The organism is Sinomonas soli (assembly GCF_054782415.1).
Genome location: NZ_BAAGSN010000015.1, coordinates 314,210 through 331,493, shown reverse-complemented (window position 1 = coordinate 331,493; position 17,284 = coordinate 314,210). Strand labels below are relative to the sequence as shown.

20 protein-coding genes are annotated in these 17,284 nt (G+C 73.3%); 13 read left to right on the top strand and 7 right to left on the bottom strand.

Annotated elements, in window-relative coordinates:
- Positions 1–3 precede the first annotated feature (3 nt).
- Positions 4–330 (bottom strand): rhodanese-like domain-containing protein, encoded by a 327-nt coding sequence (locus tag ACYVKZ_RS15030; RefSeq protein WP_460993038.1) that lies wholly within the window; start codon positions 328–330, stop codon positions 4–6.
- A gap of 15 nt (positions 331–345) precedes the next feature.
- Between ACYVKZ_RS15030 and ACYVKZ_RS15025 the strand changes: the two genes are divergently transcribed.
- Positions 346–1,866 carry an amidase gene (locus ACYVKZ_RS15025; protein ID WP_460993037.1) on the top strand — a complete coding sequence of 507 codons (1,521 nt, stop codon included), beginning with the start codon at positions 346–348 and terminating at the stop codon, positions 1,864–1,866.
- On the opposite strand, the gene ACYVKZ_RS15020 is transcribed toward ACYVKZ_RS15025, so the two are convergent.
- On the bottom strand, positions 1,860–2,552 hold the full coding sequence (locus ACYVKZ_RS15020; protein ID WP_460993036.1) for a DUF4190 domain-containing protein: 693 nt from the start codon (positions 2,550–2,552) through the stop codon (positions 1,860–1,862). The two genes, ACYVKZ_RS15025 and ACYVKZ_RS15020, sit on opposite strands and share 7 nt — an antisense overlap.
- 130 nt (positions 2,553–2,682) lie before the next feature.
- On the opposite strand from ACYVKZ_RS15020, the gene ACYVKZ_RS15015 reads away from it, so the two are divergent.
- The 5 genes from ACYVKZ_RS15015 to ACYVKZ_RS14995 all read left to right on the top strand — a co-directional run bounded on the left by ACYVKZ_RS15015 (position 2,683) and on the right by ACYVKZ_RS14995 (position 7,984).
- Entirely contained in the window at positions 2,683–3,885 is a 1,203-nt protein-coding gene (locus ACYVKZ_RS15015; protein WP_460993035.1) for a M4 family metallopeptidase, read from the top strand.
- Positions 3,882–4,181, top strand: a complete 300-nt coding sequence (locus tag ACYVKZ_RS15010; protein ID WP_460993034.1) for a protealysin inhibitor emfourin — start codon at positions 3,882–3,884, stop codon at positions 4,179–4,181. The genes ACYVKZ_RS15015 and ACYVKZ_RS15010 overlap by 4 nt, the downstream gene beginning before the upstream one ends.
- 77 nt (positions 4,182–4,258) lie before the next feature.
- Positions 4,259–5,911: a phosphoglucomutase (alpha-D-glucose-1,6-bisphosphate-dependent) gene (gene pgm, locus ACYVKZ_RS15005; protein WP_307006868.1), complete on the top strand. Its 1,653-nt coding sequence runs from the start codon at positions 4,259–4,261 to the stop codon at positions 5,909–5,911.
- Between the two features lie 133 nt (positions 5,912–6,044).
- Complete coding sequence (locus ACYVKZ_RS15000; RefSeq protein ID WP_460993033.1) at positions 6,045–6,512, top strand: MarR family winged helix-turn-helix transcriptional regulator; 468 nt, start codon at positions 6,045–6,047, stop codon at positions 6,510–6,512.
- On the top strand, positions 6,509–7,984 hold the full coding sequence (locus ACYVKZ_RS14995; RefSeq protein ID WP_460993032.1) for an MFS transporter: 1,476 nt from the start codon (positions 6,509–6,511) through the stop codon (positions 7,982–7,984). The genes ACYVKZ_RS15000 and ACYVKZ_RS14995 overlap by 4 nt, the downstream gene beginning before the upstream one ends.
- Before the next feature lie 77 nt (positions 7,985–8,061).
- Here ACYVKZ_RS14995 and ACYVKZ_RS14990 read toward each other — a convergent pair whose 3' ends face one another.
- Positions 8,062–8,664, bottom strand: a complete 603-nt coding sequence (locus tag ACYVKZ_RS14990) for a malonic semialdehyde reductase (protein WP_460993031.1) — start codon at positions 8,662–8,664, stop codon at positions 8,062–8,064.
- 173 nt (positions 8,665–8,837) lie between these two features.
- On the opposite strand from ACYVKZ_RS14990, the gene ACYVKZ_RS14985 reads away from it, so the two are divergent.
- Both ACYVKZ_RS14985 and idi read left to right on the top strand, forming a co-directional pair.
- Entirely contained in the window at positions 8,838–10,139 is a 1,302-nt protein-coding gene (locus ACYVKZ_RS14985; RefSeq protein ID WP_460993030.1) for a uracil-xanthine permease family protein, read from the top strand.
- Between the two features lie 28 nt (positions 10,140–10,167).
- Positions 10,168–10,704: an isopentenyl-diphosphate Delta-isomerase gene (gene idi / locus ACYVKZ_RS14980; protein WP_460993029.1), complete on the top strand. Its 537-nt coding sequence runs from the start codon at positions 10,168–10,170 to the stop codon at positions 10,702–10,704.
- A 101-nt stretch (positions 10,705–10,805) separates the two neighbouring features.
- On the opposite strand, the gene ACYVKZ_RS14975 is transcribed toward idi, so the two are convergent.
- Positions 10,806–11,921 carry a glycerate kinase gene (locus ACYVKZ_RS14975; RefSeq protein WP_460993028.1) on the bottom strand — a complete coding sequence of 372 codons (1,116 nt, stop codon included), beginning with the start codon at positions 11,919–11,921 and terminating at the stop codon, positions 10,806–10,808.
- A gap of 38 nt (positions 11,922–11,959) precedes the next feature.
- Here ACYVKZ_RS14975 and ACYVKZ_RS14970 point away from each other — a divergent pair, with 38 nt between their 5' ends.
- On the top strand, positions 11,960–12,562 hold the full coding sequence (locus ACYVKZ_RS14970) for a TMEM175 family protein (protein WP_460993027.1): 603 nt from the start codon (positions 11,960–11,962) through the stop codon (positions 12,560–12,562).
- Positions 12,563–12,663: 101 nt separating this feature from the next.
- Here the strand turns inward: ACYVKZ_RS14970 and ACYVKZ_RS14965 are convergent, their stop codons facing one another.
- Complete coding sequence (locus ACYVKZ_RS14965) at positions 12,664–13,410, bottom strand: glycerophosphodiester phosphodiesterase (protein WP_460993192.1); 747 nt, start codon at positions 13,408–13,410, stop codon at positions 12,664–12,666.
- Positions 13,411–13,470: 60 nt separating this feature from the next.
- Here ACYVKZ_RS14965 and ACYVKZ_RS14960 point away from each other — a divergent pair, with 60 nt between their 5' ends.
- Together ACYVKZ_RS14960 and ACYVKZ_RS14955 are read left to right on the top strand one after the other, a co-directional pair.
- The gene (locus ACYVKZ_RS14960) at positions 13,471–13,953 is read left to right on the top strand and encodes an NUDIX domain-containing protein (RefSeq protein WP_460993026.1); all 483 of its coding nucleotides are present in this window, start codon (positions 13,471–13,473) and stop codon (positions 13,951–13,953) included.
- Positions 13,950–14,780: a PhzF family phenazine biosynthesis protein gene (locus ACYVKZ_RS14955; RefSeq protein WP_460993025.1), complete on the top strand. Its 831-nt coding sequence runs from the start codon at positions 13,950–13,952 to the stop codon at positions 14,778–14,780. The genes ACYVKZ_RS14960 and ACYVKZ_RS14955 overlap by 4 nt, the downstream gene beginning before the upstream one ends.
- On the opposite strand, the gene ACYVKZ_RS14950 is transcribed toward ACYVKZ_RS14955, so the two are convergent.
- Positions 14,777–15,736, bottom strand: a complete 960-nt coding sequence (locus ACYVKZ_RS14950; protein ID WP_460993024.1) for a S1C family serine protease — start codon at positions 15,734–15,736, stop codon at positions 14,777–14,779. The genes ACYVKZ_RS14955 and ACYVKZ_RS14950 overlap by 4 nt on opposite strands.
- 165 nt (positions 15,737–15,901) lie before the next feature.
- Here ACYVKZ_RS14950 and ACYVKZ_RS14945 point away from each other — a divergent pair, with 165 nt between their 5' ends.
- Complete coding sequence (locus tag ACYVKZ_RS14945) at positions 15,902–16,051, top strand: lmo0937 family membrane protein (protein WP_307006853.1); 150 nt, start codon at positions 15,902–15,904, stop codon at positions 16,049–16,051.
- Positions 16,052–16,136: 85 nt separating this feature from the next.
- On the top strand, positions 16,137–16,286 hold the full coding sequence (locus tag ACYVKZ_RS14940) for a hypothetical protein (protein ID WP_460993023.1): 150 nt from the start codon (positions 16,137–16,139) through the stop codon (positions 16,284–16,286).
- Between the two features lie 147 nt (positions 16,287–16,433).
- On the opposite strand, the gene ACYVKZ_RS14935 is transcribed toward ACYVKZ_RS14940, so the two are convergent.
- Positions 16,434–17,273 (bottom strand): HAD-IIB family hydrolase, encoded by an 840-nt coding sequence (locus tag ACYVKZ_RS14935; RefSeq protein ID WP_460993191.1) that lies wholly within the window; start codon positions 17,271–17,273, stop codon positions 16,434–16,436.
- Positions 17,274–17,284 lie beyond the last annotated feature (11 nt).

Sequence of the window (17,284 nt, the reverse complement as noted above, 5' to 3'; positions counted from 1 at the left end):
GGCTCAGAGCACCGTGGGGGGCTGGCCGTTCTCGGCCACGAGCGGCCGGCCCGCGGTGAGCCACGCGTCCATGCCGCCGGCCACGTTGACCGCCGAGTAGCCGTTCGCGACGAGCCACTGGGTGGCCCGGGCCGAGCGGCCGCCCGTGCGGCAGATGACGAGCAGGTCGTCGTCCGGGTCCAGCTCGTCGAGCCGCGCCGGCAGCTGCTCGAGCGGGATGTGCACGGCGCCCTCGGCGTGGCCGGCCTCCCACTCGTAGTCCTCGCGCACGTCGAGCAGGGTGCCGTCCGCCGGCAGCGCGTCGACGCGGACGGTCTCGAAATCAGACATTCTTCGCCTCCGGAGATGCTTGTCCCTCCAGCCTATAGTGGCCCGGTGACAGTCGACGCCGGGATCGCAGCCCTGGGCGCCGTGGCCCTCCGCGACGCGCTCCGCTCCGGCGAGCTCTCGGCCCGGGAGGCCGTGGCGCACTTCCTGTCCCGGATCGAGGCGCACAACGGCCTCCTCGGCGCCTTCGTGACCGTCACCGCCCAGCAGGCGCACGACGCCGCTGCTGCCGCCGACGCGCTGCACGCGCGCCTCGCCCGCTCGGGACGCCTCGGCGAGCTGCCGCCGCTGCACGGGATGCCCACCGCGTTCAAGGACCTGGCCGACGTCGCCGGGGTGCCGACGACCCACGGCTCGGCGGCCCTCGACCCCCGGCCCGCGCCCGAGGACTCCCCCGTCGTGGCCCTCCTGCGCTCGGCCGGCGTGGTGTCCCTGGGCAAGACCCAGGTGCCCGAATTCGGGCTCACGGCCTATTCGGAGAACCGGATCGCACCCCCGTCGCGCAACCCGCACGGGCCCGCCCTCAGCTCCGGCGGGTCCTCCGGCGGCTCGGCGGCGGCCGTCGCCGCGGGCCTCGTGCCCTTCGCCCCCGGGTCCGACGGCGGCGGGTCCGTGCGCATCCCCGCCGCGGCGTGCGGGATCGTGGGGCTCAAGGCCGGCCGCGGGCTCATCCCCGCCGGGCAGAGCGCGGGGGACGCCGCGCGGCTCGTCGTGGCCGGCCCGCTCGCGCGGTCCGCGGAGGACTCCGCGCTGCTCCTCGACGCGCTCGTGGCCGGGACCCATCCCGCAGGGGCCGCGGGAGGCGGCCACCCGCATCACGGCAGGCACACCGGGACGTTCGCGGACGCCGTCGTGCGTCGACCGGGGCGGCTCAGGGTCGCGGTGGGGCTGTCGAGCCCGTGGGACGCGCGCTACCGCATCGAGCCCGAGCCCGAGGCCCTCGAGGCGCTGCGCCGGGGAGCGGAGGAGCTGGCTGCGGCCGGGCACCTCGTGGCCGAGGCCGACCCGCGGTTCGACAACCGCTACCCGGACGCCTTCACCGCCGCGTGGACGGCGGGGGTCGGGACCGCGAGGATCCGCCCCGAGAGGGAGCCGCTCCTGACCCCGCTCACGCGCGCCTTCCGCCGCCGGGCACAGCAGCGCTCCCCGGCGAAGCTGGACGAGGCGCTGGCCTTCCTGCGCCAGTTCGAGCGCGACATGCTGGCCCAGCTCTCCGAGTGGGACATCCTGCTGTCCCCCGCGCTGGCCCAGACGCCGCGGCCGGTGGGCTGGTTCGCCGGCCCCGAGTGGCGCGGGACGGCCGACGACGACTACCGCCGCCAGTGCGAGTTCGCTCCCTGGTCCTCCTGGGTGAACGTCTGCGGGCTGCCGGCCGTGGTGGCGACGACGCACTGGACCGAGGCCGGGCTGCCGATGGGCGTGCAGGCCGTGGGGAAGCCAGGTGCGGAGAGGCTGCTGCTGCAGGTGGCGCGGCTGCTCCACGTGCCCGCCCCCGGGGCTCGGGGGCCGGGGGCTTGTCAGCGGGGCCGCGGTCAGTAGTTGGAGCGGGCCGGGGCCATGCTGAGCACGAGGATGAAGAACGCGAGGAACGCAAGCGTCAGCGCGATGCCGACGTAGCCCATGATGAGCCCGGCGAGGGCCATGCCGCGGCCCGCGGGTTCCCGGGCGAGGCCGAGGTGCCCGAGGACCACCGCGGCGATCTGCGGCAGGACGAGGAAGCCGAAGCCCACGAACACGGAGATGCCGCACACCATCGCGGCGATGCTCAGCCCGCGCGGCGCCTGGGCAGCGTAGTACGGCTGGCCGGGCGAGCCCGGGTAGGGCTGGGCGGCATAGCCCTGGCCCGGATACGCCCCCGGAGGATAGGCGGTGCCGGGATAGGCGGGGCCGGTGTGGGGGGCATTCTGATAGGCGGGCCCCTGATGGGCGGGCGGCTGGTGGGCGGACGCTCCGAAGCCGGGGGGCTGGTAGCCGGGCGTGGGGAGGCCGGCCGGCTGCTGGGGCGTCCCCGGGCGGGGCGGGGCACCCGGCGGGAGCGGCTCGGTCGGGTTGGAGGGAATCGGCTCGGTGGGGTTGCCGCGGTCCTTGTCCAGGGTGATCGGCGGGACGTACGACGGCGGGGTGTAGCGGGGCCGCTCGGCGCGCCCGGCGTCTGCGGCGCCTGCCGTGTCCGGCTGCCCTTCCTGCGGTGCGTCCTCGTCCCGGCGCTCCGGCTGATCCGACATCGATGCCCCTCCCCGACTCCGTGCCTGGTCCCTGGTCCCAGCGTACCCGCCGGACCCGCTCGGAGGGGTCCGAGAACTGTCGGTGCCCGGCGCCATGCTGGGCGCATCTCGCAGCGGAAGGGGAACGATGATGTCCAGCACGTACCGAGCAGCAACGACCAGCCGCCCGGGCCATCAGGGCGCGGTGCCACCGTACCTGCTCGAGCGCCTCGCGGGCTTCGGCGAACGGCGGGCCCGGGCGCTCTCGGGGCAGGGTCCGGCCAATGGATTCGCGGCGGACGTGCGCGGCCTCGAGGCCGTCGCCGAGCTCGCACGCCAGACCCTGCTCGAGGACGCCCGCCTCCGCGAGCGGCGCCGGGCACGTCCGCGCGAGGACCAGCGCGGCCTGCGCGTCGCCCCGGGAACGCTCCACCGCGAGATCAGCGACGCGGAGGCCGGCGAAGACCTCCCCGGGCGGCTCGTGCGCAAGGAGGGCCAGGACCCGGTGGCGGATGCGGATGCCAACCGGGCGTACGACGGGTTCGGCGAGACCTACCGGTTCCTCGAGCAGGTCCTCGGCCGGTCGAGCATCGACGGCGCAGGGTTCCCCCTCGAAGGCACCGTCCACTACGGCGTGGGCTACGACAACGCGTTCTGGGACGGGTCCCGCATGGTCTTCGGCGACGGCGACGGAAAGGTATTCGGCTCCTTCACTGGATCGCTGAGCATCATCGCCCACGAGCTGGGCCACGGCCTGCTGCAGCACACCACGGACCTCGCCTACGAGGGCCAGTCCGGGGCCCTCAACGAGTCCTTCGCGGATGTGTTCGGCGTGCTCGTGGACCAGTTCTCGCGCGGGGACACCGCCGAGACGGCGACGTGGATCGTGGGGCCCGGGATCTTCCTGCCCGGGATCGCGGGGTCGGGGGTCCGGTCCCTGAAGGCTCCCGGCACCGCCTACGACGACCCGGCGCTGGGCCGGGACCCGCAGCCGGACCACATGGACGGGTACGTGCGCACCCGCCAGGACAACGGGGGCGTCCACCTGAACTCCGGCATCCCCAACCGGGCCTTCTACCTCGCCGCCGAGGCGCTCGGGGGCCGCGCGTGGGAGCGGGCGGGCCGCGTCTGGCTCGAGACCGTCGCGCAGGGCAGGCTCCCCGTCGACGTCGACTTCCGCGGGTTCGCACGGGAGACTGTGCGTGTGGCCCGGACGCTGTTCGGACGCGAGTCCGCCGAGGAGAAGGCCGTGCGCGCCGGATGGCGCGGAGTCGGGATCACGGTGCGGCTCACCGGGACCGGCGCCCCGGCTCCGAGGAGGAGGCCGGGGCCAGGACGCCAGGAGGGGCGATGAGGGTCGAGGTCATCCGCTCGGGCGGCGTCGCCGGCATCCCGCGCCGCGGCCGCGTCGAGTTCAGGGTGCGTGGGGCGCGGGAGCCCGCCGACGCCGAGTGGGCCACCCTGTACCGCCAGGCGCGCAGCGAGCGGGGGCGCCTGCCCGAAACGCCCGGGGCGGCGGCCGCCCCGCACGTCCGGGACGCCTTCCAGTGGAGCCTGCGGTTCGGGCGCGAACGCTTCGAGGTCCCCGACGCCACGCTGCGGGGCGCCCTGCGGCAGCTGGCCGAGAAGGTCCTCGCCGAGGGGCAGTAGTCCCGCCGCGCGGGAGACGGGGCGAAATCTTCACCGAGTCGCCACCCTTTGTTGGCCTTCTCTGCAAAGCTAGGCACATGGCGAACCGAGCAGGCACCGTAGCCCTCCCCAGTGACCTCGTGGACATCACCGCGCTCCTCGACGCGTACTACGACGTGTCCCCGGACCTGAGCGACCCGGGCCAGCGTGTGGCCTTCGGGACGTCCGGCCACCGCGGCTCGAGCCTCAAGGCCTCGTTCAACGAGAAGCACATCGCCGCGATCACCCAGGCGATCGTGGAGTACCGCGCCGGGCAGGGCATCCAGGGCCCCCTGTTCCTCGCGAAGGACACCCACGCCCTCTCCGAGCCCGCGACGAACACCGCGCTCGAGGTCCTCGCCGCGAACGGCGTGCAGGTCCTCGTCGACGCGCGCCACGGCTATACGCCGACCCCGTCCGCTAGCCACGCGATCCTCAAGTACAACGCCGGCCGCGCCGAGGACGACCCGGGCCGGGCGGACGGGATCGTGGTGACCCCGAGCCACAACCCGCCCTCGGACGGCGGCTTCAAGTACAACCCGCCGCACGGCGGCCCCGCGGACACCGACGCGACCGGATGGATTGCCAACCGCGCCAACGAGCTCCTGGAGGCGGACCTCGCGGGCGTGCGGCGCATCCAGCTCGCGGACGCGCTCGCCGCGGACTCCACGGGCCAGTTCGACTTCCTCTCCTCCTACGTCGACGACCTTCCCCTCGTGCTCGACATCGAGGCGATCCGCAACGCCGGCGTGCGCATCGGCGCGGACCCGATGGGCGGGGCCTCGGTGGACTACTGGGGCGAGATCGGCGAGCGCCACCACCTCGACCTGACCGTGGTGAACCCGACCGTGGATCCCCAGTGGGCCTTCATGACGCTGGACTGGGACGAGAAGATCCGCATGGACTGCTCGTCGCCGTTCGCCATGGCCTCGCTCATCCAGAAGGTCTCCCAGGGCGCGGGCTACGACATCGCCACGGGCAACGACGCGGACGCCGACCGGCACGGCATCGTCACCCCCGACGGCGGGCTCATGAACCCGAACCACTACCTCTCGGTGGCCATCGACTACCTCTACCGCCACCGCACCGGCTGGCGCCCGGACACCGTGGTGGGCAAGACCCTCGTGAGCTCGTCCATGATCGACCGCGTGGCCGAGGGGCTCGGGAAGAAGCTCGTCGAGGTGCCCGTGGGCTTCAAGTGGTTTGTGCCGGGCCTGCTCTCCGGCCAGGGCGCGTTCGGCGGCGAGGAGTCGGCGGGGGCGAGCTTCGTCAAGCGGGACGGCGGCGTCTGGACCACGGACAAGGACGGCATCCTCCTGAACCTCCTGGCCTCGGAGATCAGGGCCGTGACGGGGAAGTCGCCGAGCGAGCTCTACGGCGAGCTGACCGCGAAGTACGGCTCGCCGTCGTACGCGAGGATCGACGCCGCGGCGACCCGGGAGCAGAAGGCGAAGCTCGGCAAGCTGTCCGCGGGCGACGTGACCGCGACCGAGCTCGCCGGCGAGCCCATCACCGCCAAGCTCACGGAGGCGCCCGGGAACGGTGCGAAGATCGGCGGGCTGAAGGTCACCACCGAGCACGCGTGGTTCGCGGCCCGCCCGTCCGGTACCGAGGACGTGTACAAGATCTACGCCGAGTCGTTCAAGGGCGCCGACCACCTCAAGCAGGTCCAGGCCGAGGCGAAGGCGCTCGTCGACTCCGTCATCGCCTGACCCTCTGAAAGTCACCTTCTGGGGGTCACCTCCTGGGAGTCACCTCGCGTGGCCTCCATGGGTGGCCCCCAGATCGTCGTGGGGTGACCGCGATCATATCCTTAGCACGGCTAATGAGCTATGCTAAGTATCGATGACTCCCCCGAACCTTGCCGACGTTGAACCAGCCACCTCCGCATCTCCCGACATCCTCGAGCTCGCCGCGGAACTGCGCGTCGCCGTCATGCGCACCTCCCGCATCCTGCGCACGCAGGCGACGAGCGATGTGGTGAGCCCCGGCCAGAACTCGGTGCTGTCCGTCCTGGGGAAGCGCGGGCCGCTCACCATGCGGCAGCTGGCCGACATCGAGCACGTGCAGGCGCCCAGCATGACGCGCACCGTGAACCACCTGTGCGACAGCGGGCTCGTCGCGCGGACGGAACACCCGACGGACGGGCGGCTCGTCGTCGTCGGACTCACCGATTCCGGCCGCGCGGTCCTCGAGGAGTCCCGTCGCCTGCGGTCTGCCTGGCTCGCGAGCCGCCTCGACGCGCTCCCGCCCGGGGACCAGGCCGCCCTGCACCGCGCCGCCGAGCTGCTGCTGGAGATGACCGCCCGATGAGCAGCATGTTCCGCGCACTCCAGCACCCCAACTACCGCCTCTGGGCAGCGGGCGCCCTCGTCTCCAATGTGGGGACCTGGATGCAGCGCGTGGCCCAGGACTGGCTCGTCCTGACCCAGCTCACCAACCATGACGGCGCTGCCGTGGGCATCACCACCGGCCTGCAGTTCCTGCCGATCCTGCTCCTCGGCCCCTACGCGGGCCTCCTCGGCGACCGCCTCGACAAGCGCAAGCTCCTCCTCGCCACGCAGACCGCGATGGGGCTGCTCGCGCTCGTGCAGGGCGTCCTCGTGCTCACCGGCGTCGCCCAGCTCTGGCACATCTACGCGATCGCGCTGCTGCTCGGCGTGGCCAGTGCCTTCGACGCCCCGCCGCGCCAGGCCTTCGTCTCGGAGCTCGTGGGCCGGGCAGACGTGCCCAACGCCGTGGCGCTCAACTCGGCGTCCTTCAACCTCGCCCGGCTCGCAGGGCCCGGGGTCGCCGGCGTGCTGATCGGCCTCATCGGCACAGGCTGGGTGTTCATGCTCAACGCTGCGACCTTCCTCGGCGTCCTGTTCTCGCTCACCCGCCTGCGGGTCGACCTCCTGCACCGCACGCCGCCGCTGGCGCGGGGCAAGGGCCAGATCATGGCCGGCGTGCGCTACGTGCGGACCGAGCCGCGGATCCTGCTCATCCTGGTGATGGCGGGGCTCGTTGGCACCTTCACGCTCAACTTCCAGGTCACCAACGCGCTCATGGCGGCCGACGTGTTCCACACCGGCGCCGACGCCTACGGCCTCCTCGGCTCCATCCAGGCCATCGGCACGCTCGGGGGCGCGCTCCTGGCGGCACGCCGGAAGCAGCCCCGGCTCACGCTCCTCGTGGGTGCCGCGGTGGGGCTCGGCGTCTCCACGATCGTCGCGGCCGCCATGCCCGGCTACGTCTCGTACGCCGTGGTCCTCGTGTTCGTCGGCGTCACGGCGCTGACCTTCCTCAACAGCGCCAACACGATCGTGCAGCTCACCACGGAGCCCCAGTACCGGGGCCGCGTCCTCGCCCTGTACATGGCGGTGATCCAGGGCGGCACGCCAATCGGCGCCCCGCTCGTGGGCTGGCTCGCGAATGCGGTCGGCACCCGCTGGGCTGTGCTGGCCGGCGGCCTCGCAGCGCTCGCGGCGGGCGCCGTGGGCATCTGGGCGCTGGCGCGCTGGGGCGAGGGGACCCTCCGCGAGCAGGTCCGGGCCGTCTGGGCCGAGCGGCGCGCTGCGCGTGCGGCTGCCGCCCTCGGCACCCCGGACGCTGGGTCGCCCGCCGGCGTCCCTGGGCCACCTTCCGCGCACGACGGCGGGCGCGCACCGCAGCCGGCGACCGCACCGAGTCGCGACGCTGGCGCCGAGGCGCCGGCCTCCCGGCCCCGTCCGTCGCGGCGCCTGCCGCGGCGCTCACCAGCTCCGACCACAGGCTCGCACCCGGCAGTCGCCCCGAAGAACTAGCCGCGCCCGGCAGAAGAGGATCTGGCCGCCGGCCCCTTGCGGGGCAGGCGGCCAGATCCTTGTGGTGGACTGCCGGATCAGATGGTCTCGACGACGTCCTCGTAGGCGAACTTGGTCTTCGCGGGGCCCCAGGCGTCCTCGCCCGGGCGGCCGATGTTGACCACGAGGAAGCTCTTGCGGCCGCCCTCCGGGAAGAAGTCCGCGTCGATCGCGGAGAAGTCCGCCCCGGTCATCGGACCGGCGGCGAGCCCCAGCGAGCGCACGGCGAGGATGAAGTACCCGGCCTGGAGGTGCGCGTTGTCGCGACCGGTGCCGTAGCGGACCACGTCGTCGTCGAACATCGACTTCAGCCCGGCGGCCTGCGGGAGGAACGTCTCGAAGCGCTCGTGCCACTCGGTGTCGAAGGAGAGGACGGCCACGAGCGGCGCGGCGAGGGTCTTCTCCTGGTTGCCGCGGCTCATGTGGGACACGAGGCGCTCGCGCGCCTCGGGCGTGCGGACGTACGTGACGCGCATCGGCTGGTTGTTGAAGGCGGTGGGGCCGAACTTGGCGAGCTCGTAGATGGCCTGCGCCTGCTCGTCGGTCACCTCGCCGGTGAAGGTGTTGGCGGTGCGGGCCTCGACGAAGAGGGCGTTGACGGCTTCGGCGTCGAGCGCAGCTTCCTGGTGGGCGATGCTCATGCGTGTCTCCTCACGGCGGCCCGGCGGCCGCCTCCATCAAGGTGACAACCCCCGAACGTGCTGCAGGCATCCCCTACCGCGGGGTGAGGTTGCCCACATCGCGGCCGCGCTTCCGGCCGGCGGTAGGATGTCCTGCGGCATCCCCGCTCCCCCCCACGCTTGGAAGGCGCCCCATGAGCCTGCTCGGAACCAGATGGAAGCTCCACGGCGACGGCCGCTCCGTCCGTCCCGGCGAGGTGGTGTCCCCTGGCGAGCGGCTCGCGTGGCCGATCACCATCGGGGTGGGTCTGCAGCACGTCGTCGCGATGTTCGGTGCGACGTTCCTCGTGCCGATCCTGACGCACATGCCGCCTGCCACGACCCTGTTCTTCTCGGGCATCGGCACCCTCCTGTTCCTCCTGGTCACGCGCGGGCGGGTGCCCAGCTACCTGGGGTCCTCGTTCGCATTCATCGCCCCGATCCTCGCCTCGCAGCAGCAGTTCGGCGTCGCGGGGGCGCTCGGCGGCGTGGTGGTGGCGGGCGCGGTGCTCGCGGCCGTGGGTGCCGTGGTGCAGGCCTTCGGGGCGCACTGGATCAACGTGGTGATGCCCCCGGTGGTGACCGGCACGATCGTCGCGCTGATCGGCCTCAACCTGGCTCCGGCGGCGAAGCAGAACTTCGATGCCGCGCCCGTCACCGCGCTCGTGACGCTGCTGGCGATCATCCTCGTCTCCGTGCTCTTCCGCGGGATCCTGGGCCGCCTGAGCATCCTCATCGGCGTGGTGGTCGGGTACATCGTGGCCGTGTGGCGCGGCGAGGTGGACTTCTCGAAGATCGACGCCGCCGCCTGGATCGGGCTGCCCCACTTCCAGACCCCCGCCTTCCACTTCGGCGTGCTCGGCCTGTTCGTGCCCGTGGTCCTCGTGCTCGTCGCCGAGAACGTGGGGCACGTGAAGAGCGTCGCCGCCATGACCGGGGCAAACCTGGACGACATGGCCGGGCGCGCGCTCATGGCCGACGGCGCCGCGACCGTCCTCGCCGGCCTCGGCGGCGGCTCGGGCACCACCACCTACGCCGAGAACATCGGCGTGATGGCCGCGACCAAGGTCTACTCGACGGCCGCCTACTGGGTCGCAGGCGTCACCGCGCTGCTGCTGAGCTTCTCGCCCAAGTTCGGCGAGCTCATCGCCACCGTCCCGGCCGGAGTGCTCGGGGGCGCGGCCACGATGCTCTACGGCATGATCGGCGTGCTCGGCGTGAAGATCTGGGTGCAGAACCGGGTCAACTTCTCCAACCCCGTGAACATCACCACGGCCGCTGTGGCGCTGATCGTCGGCATCGCGGACTACACGTGGAAGGTCGGCGACCTTGCCTTCGCCGGGATCGCGCTCGGCTCGGCCGCCGCCCTCGTCGTCTTCCACGGCATGAGCGCGCTCGCCCGCTGGCGCGGCACCGCAACCGACGACGCTACCGAGCCCGCCGTCCGCAACCGCTGAGCCGCGCCCCTGCTGGAAGAATGGCCCCATGGCTGACACCCCCACGGAAGAGCTCGTCCAACTCGTCGACGAGGACGGGACCCCGCTGGGCACCGCCCCGAAGGCGACCATCCACACCGAGAGCACCCCGCTGCACCTCGCGTTCTCGTGCCACGTGTTCGGCGCGGACGGCCGCGTGCTCGTGACTCGTCGGGCCCTCGCCAAGAAGACCTGGCCCGGGGTCTGGACCAACGCGTTCTGCGGCCACCCCGCCCCCGGCGAAGCCTTCGAGGACGCCATCCGGCGCCGGGCGGAGCAGGAACTCGGCCTCGAGGTCCACTCGATCGAGCCGGTCCTGCCCGACTTCCGCTACCGGGCGGTGGACGCCTCCGGGATCGTCGAGTACGAGGTCTGCCCGGTCTTCCGGGCAGTCGCCGCCGCGGACCCCCAGGGCAATCCGGACGAGGTCGCCGAGTGGGCGTGGTCCGACTCGGCCGACTTCCGCGCCGCCGTCGCCGCCGCGCCCTACGCGTTCAGCCCGTGGCTCGTTCTGCAGCTCGACGCCCTGGACGCGCAGAGGCGGTAGGAGCCCCCGGCGGGGACGACCCTGCCTTGCGGACAGAACCCCGCGCTTCGGCGCGGGGCATTGACCGAAACCCGGGGCAGAATCTGCCGAGGGGACCCGCGTCAGGCGCCGGCGAGGAGCTCAGCGACCGCGCGGCGGACGTACTGGGCCGCGTGGGCGATCGCGTCCGCCGGGCTCGGCGCGAGGTCCACGAGCGCGCCCGCGGCCTCGATCCCGTGCTCGGCGAGCTGACCCGGCTCCGCAAGGATGCGGCCGGCCACCGCGATGACGGGGATGCCCCGGTCCCGCGCGCGGTCGGCGAGGGCGATCGGCGCCTTGCCGGTGAGCGACTGCCCGTCGAGCGAGCCCTCCCCCGTGATCACGAGGTCGGCCCCGGCCAGGCGGGCGTCGAGCCCCACGAGCTCGGCCACGAGGTCGAACCCGCTCTCGAGCCGCGCCCCGGTGAAGGCCAGGAACCCCGCGGGGAAGCCGCCGGCCGCGCCCGCGCCGGGCACATCGACGTCGCGCCCCGTCGCCCCGGCGAGCACCTTCGCCCAGGTGCGCAGGCCGGCGTCGAGCGCCTCGACCGTCTCGAGATCCGCGCCCTTCTGCGGGCCGAAGACGTGGGCCGCGCCGTCCGGCCCGATGAGCGGGTTGCGGACGTCCACGGCGATGCGCAGCGTGGCCGCCGCGAGCCTGGGGTCGAGGGCGGAGTCGTCGAGGGAGGCGATGTCCGCGAGCGCGGCCCCGCCGAGCGGCACCACGTTCCCGGCTGCGTCGAGCGGCCGGAGCCCGAGCGCGCGGAGGGCGCCGGAGCCGCCGTCGGTCATCGCGGAGCCGCCGAGCCCGAGCACGATCTCGGTGGCGCCGGCGTCCAGGGCTGCCGCGATGAGCTGGCCGGCGCCGTAGGAGTGGGCGCGGCCGGCGGTCCCGGGGTCGGGGTCCGCGCCGAGCGCCGCGAGCCCGGAGGCCTGCGCGGTCTCGATCACGGCGGTGGCGCCGCGCAGCGCCCATGCTGCCCCGACGGGCTTGATGAGCGGCCCGGTGACGGCGCGGATGCGCTCCTCGAAGCCGGCGGCGACGGCCGCCTCGAGGGTGCCCTCGCCGCCGTCGGCCACGGGGACCCGGACGATCTCGGCGTCGGGGTACACGGCCAGCGCGCCCTCGGCCATGGCGTCGGCGGCCTCGGCGGCCGTGAGCGAGCCTTTGAACTTGTCGGGGGCGATGAGGATGCGCATTGCACCATCCTGCCAGTACCCGCTGACACAATGTCCGCGTGGAGACAAACCGCGTCGAGGCGTTCAGCGACGGCGTCCTCGCCATCGCCATCACCATCATGGTGCTGGAGCTCAAGACCCCCGAGACCCCGGACCTGCATGGGCTCGCCGCGGTCCTGCCGACGCTGCTCACGTACGTGCTCAGCTTCGTGTACATCGGGATCTACTGGACCAACCACCACCACCTCATGCACCTGACCCGCAGGATCGACGGCGGCGCCCTGTGGGCCAACCTGAACCTGCTGTTCTGGCTGTCGGTGGTCCCGTTCACCACGCGGTGGATGGACGAGAGCAGCCTCGCGGAGCTGCCGGTGCTCGTGTACGGGATCAACCTGCTGGCCGCCGCGGTCTCGTACACGCTCCTCCAGACCCGGCTCATCCGCCTCCAGGGCGCCGGGAGCCGTCTCGCCCGGGCCATCCGCAACGACGCCAAGGGCAAGTGGTCCATGGCCCTCTACGTGGCCGGGTGCGCCGGGGCCTTCGCCTCGGTGTGGATCAGCGTGGCCGCCTACGTGGCGGTCGCGACCCTGTGGATCGTGCCGGACCGGCGCATCGAGCGCGCCGTCGCGGAGGGCTCCTCGGCGGCCGACGACGGCACCTGAGGGCGGCGCGCCGCTCGCCTCCGCGCTGGGACCGCACAGGCGGGCGCCAGAGACCCCGCACGTGGGCGCCAGAGACCCCGCACGTGGGCGCCAGAGACCCCTCAGCGGCCAGGCGGGGGCCATGCCCCGCGCGCGCGGAGCACGCCGCGGAGGACGTCGGCCCGGTCGGTGAGGAGTCCGTCCACCCCGGCGTCCAGGAGACGGTGCATGTCCGCGGGCTCATTGACCGTCCACACGTGCACCTGCAGGCCGAGCCGGTGGGCGCGTGCCACGAACCCCGGGGTGGGCACGCGCAGGCCCCGGAAGCGCTCGGGCACCTGGAGCGCGCCGATGCCGCCGAGCGCGCGGCGCAGCAGCGCCTCCGGCAGCCGCCCCCCGAGGAGCCGCATCACGGCCGCGGACTCGATGCCGGAGGAGGACGCCACCGGCCGGGAGAGCCGGGACAGCACGGCGCGGCGGCGCGTGTCGGAGAACGAGGTGACGAGCACGCGGTCGTGCAGGCCCATCCGCTCGATGAGCGCGGCGAGGGGCGCCACGGCGTCGGCCGACTTCACGTCCACGTTGACGTACGCCCCCGGCAGCTCCTCGACGAGGTCGGAGAACAGGGGCACGCGCTCGGAGGCGCCGATCCGCGCCGCGGCCACGGCGGAGAAGTCCAGCTCGGCCAGCACCCCGGTCCGGTCTGTGACGCGGTCCAGGCGCTCGTCGTGGAAGGCGACCAGCGCGCCGTCGCGCGTGGCCCTCAGGTCCGTCTCGAGGTGGGTGAAGCCGAGGTCCCATGCGGCGCGGAACGCGGTGAGCGTGTTCTCGAGCCCCTCGGGGGAGAAGCCGCGGTGCGCGAAGGCCATGGGGGCCGGGTGGAGGAACGGCACGGCCCCACGCTACCGCCCCCCGAGTAGGCTGGCGGCATGGAGCTGAGCGCCGCGAGCCGCGAGTACTTCCGCACGCTTCCACGACGGCGGGTCGCCGCCGGCCTGGTGATCCGCGACGGGGACGGCCGCGTCCTCGCCGTCAAGCCCAACTACCGGGACGGCTGGCTGCTGCCCGGGGGCACGGTGGACCCGGGCGAGGCGCCGCGCAAGGCCGCCCGCCGCGAGGGCCGCGAGGAGCTCGGGCTCGACATCGAGCCCGGGGCGCTCCTGCTGATCGCACACTCGGCCTTCCCGGACCCGGTCGGGGACGGGCTGAGCTTCCTGTACGACGGCGGCTCGCTCCCCGCGGGCGCCCCGGTCACCCTCCAGGAGGAGGAGCTCACGGAGTGGCGGTTCGTGGGCGAGGAGGAGTTCGGGGAGTACTTCGGCGACCACGGCGCCCGGCACATCGAGGCCGCGCTCACGGGCCTCGCCGAGGCCCGCACGCTCGAGCTCGAGGACGGCGTCGAGGTCCTGTGAGGCGGTTCAGCCAGGTCGACGTGTTCACCTCGGAGTTCCTGCGCGGCAACCCGGTGGCCGTAGTGCACGATGCCGACGGGATCGGCGCCGAGGAGATGGCCGCGTTCGCCCGCTGGACCAATCTCTCGGAGACCACCTTCCTGCTCGCGCCGACGCAGCCGGGCGCCGACTACCGCCTCCGCATCTTCACCCCGGGCGGCGAACTGCCGTTCGCCGGCCACCCCACGCTCGGCTCGGCGCGTGCCTGGCTCGAGGCCGGCGGCGTGCCGGCGGTCGGAGGGCGGGTGGTGCAGGAGTGCGGCGTGGGCCTCGTGACCGTGAAGGACGACGGCGGGGGGCTCGCCTTCGCCGCCCCGGACCTCCTGCGCTCGGGACCGGTGGACGAGGCCGATCTGGCCGCCGTGGCAGCCTCGCTGGGGCTCGCCCCCGAGGAGGTCGTCGCGGCCGCCTGGGTGGACAACGGTCCGGGCTGGGTGGGGCTCCTCCTCCGCGACGCTGACACCGTGCTCGGCCTGCAGCCGGACTTCGCTGCCATGGGCGGCTACCAGGTGGGGGTGATCGGCCCGCGGCCGCCCGGCGGCCGGTCCGCCTTCGAGGTGCGGGCGTTCTGCCCCGATCTGGCCGTGCCCGAGGACCCGGTGACCGGCAGCCTCAACGCGGGGCTCGCCCAGTGGCTCATCGGCAGCGGCCGTGCGCCCACGGTGTACGTGGCCCAGCAGGGCACCGTCCTCGGCCGCCGCGGCCTGGTCCGGATCGCCTCGGACGGCGCGGACGTCTGGGTCGGCGGCGACACAGTGGTGGGCATCCGGGGGCAGGTGGCCCTCTAGTCCACGAGCTCGGTGGGTTCGGTGACGACGTCCACCATGGCCTCGCCGCGGAGCACCGTGATCTCAGTGCGCCGCCCGACCGCCTCGGCGAACATGTGCCGCTGGAGCGACTGGGCGTCCTTGAGGGGTTCGCCGTTGACGGCGAGCAGGAGGTCGCCGGCCCGGATGCCGCTCGACTCGGCGGGGCTCCCGCCCACCACCTCGGCGACGCGCAGCGCCCGCCGCGTCCCGGTGCGGGCCGCCCAGCGCGCGTCGAGCGGCGTCGGCACGCTCACGAGGCCCAGATAGGCCCGGCGGACCCGCCCGTCGAGGCGGAGGGAGTCGAGGATCCGGCGGGTCGTGGCGTTGACCGGCACGGCGAGGCCGAGGCCGAACCCGGCCACGGCCGTGTTGATCCCCACCACACGCCCCCGCGAGTCCGCGAGGGCCCCGCCCGAGTTGCCCGGGTTGAGCGCGGCGTCGGTCTGGATGACGTCCTCGATGAGGCGCGACGCCGTGCGCCCGCGGGCCGGGATGGACCGCCCCAGCGCGCTGACCACGCCAGCGGTGACGCTGCCCTCGAGACCGAGCGGGCTGCCCACCGCAACCACGAGCGAGCCGACCAGCAGCGTGTCCGCGTTGCCGAACTCGGGCGGCTCGGGAACGTCGACGCCGCTGCGCAGGACGGCGAGGTCGGAGAGCGGGTCGCGGCCCACCACCGCGAACGGCCCGACGGTGCCGTCCGCGAACGCCACCTCGCCGTGGTTGAGCCGTCCGACCACGTGCGCGTTCGTCACGAGATGCCGCTCGGCGGTGAGCACGACGGCGCTCCCGGCCCCCCGCTCCGTCCGCACCGAGGCGACGCGGGGGGTCAGGTGCCGGGCCACGCCGGTGACGACTTGGGAGTAGGCGTCCATGGCCGGTCCTCCGGCGGGGATTCCCCCGGCCGGCCCGCCGACGTCGCTGTTCTCGCTCATGCTCTCCCAACGCCGCTGGGGTCCCGCGCATGCCGCGTATCGCGCGGGGCGAACGGAGCCGGGCGCAGAACTGCGGAAAGGAGGTTGTTTGGATGACGCACGTGCAGGGAAAGAGATGGATCGCTGTACAACCAGACGTTGTACAACCGACCTTAGGAGATCACCGTGCTGCTCTGGATTGCACTCATTCTGTTCGTCCTCTGGCTCCTCGGATTCATCGCGCTTCCGAGCCTCGGAGGCATTGTCCACATTCTCATCGTGCTCGCCGTCATCGCCCTGATCGTGCACTTCGTCAGGGGCCGCAGGGCAGTCTGACCGGGCGCGCCTGCACCCACGGCCCCCGCTCCCGCCATAATGGAGGCATTCGGACAGAATGCTGGGCGATCAAAGGGAGTAGTCGATGAAACTGTTGATCTGGGGCATCGTGATGCTGGCCATCTTCATCCTGGGCCTGCTGGTGGACATCGGCGGCGGCGTCTACATGTTTCTGTGGGCCGCCCTCGTACTGATCATCATCGGCTCGATGAAGCTGTCCCACCGGCGCGCGTGATGCGCTAGCGGAGGGCAGGGCAGCCTCCCGGCCCCCGGCCGGGTCCAGGATGAGGCCTGCGGAGAGGGCCATGGGCGGGACAACCCGCCCATGGCCCTCCCTGGCGTTTCCGGGCCTGGCGTCTCCGGTCCTTCTGCCGAGCGCCCTCTACCGTGCCAGGGTGCCGGAGCGCGGGAGCCGGGCGCCCGCAGCCGAGGCGAGCTTGCGCTCGAGGACCTGGGCCACTCCGTCGTCCTCGATGCCGGGAGCGTGCAGCTCCGTCGCGGCCAGCGCCTCCGGGTGGCCCGAGGACATCGCGTAGCCTTCGCCCGCCCAGGCGAGCATCTCGACGTCGTTCGGCATGTCCCCGAACGCGACCACCTCGGCAGGCGCTATCCCGAGCGCGTGCGCGTACTCGGCGAGCGTCACCGCCTTGTTCACCCCGAGCGGGGCCATCTCGAGCATCGTCAGGTCCACGGCCGAGTGCGTGATGGAGACGAGGTGGGAGACGTGGGGCGCCACGACGCGCAGGTACTCCTCGGCGGTAATGCCCTCGATCTTCGCCATGAACTTCACAACGTCGTCCCCCGGAACCAGCTCGGCGAGGTCGCCGTGGCGGACCTGCTCCAGCAGGGACCGGTGCCGGGGCTCCGCGAACGCGGTCTCCATGACGAACTCGGCGGGGGTCTCCGCCGCGAACGCCGTCTCGGGGAACAGCCCCTGGATGATGCCGCGGACCTCCAGCATGGTCTCGCGCCGGATGGCCTCCGAGGAGACCACGGACATCGTCTCGAGGTCGTAGACGAGGGCGCCGTTGGAGCAGATCACCCGACCGGCATGCCCGAGCTGCTCGCTCAGCGGCGTGAGCCACCGCGCCGGGCGCCCGGTGACGAAGACGAGCTCGACGCCGGCCTCCTCGCACGCGTGCAGCGCCTGCACGGTGCGCTCGGTGATCCGCCCGTCCCGGCGCAGGATGGTGCCGTCGATGTCGCTGGCCACGAGCCGCATGAGCCGCTCGG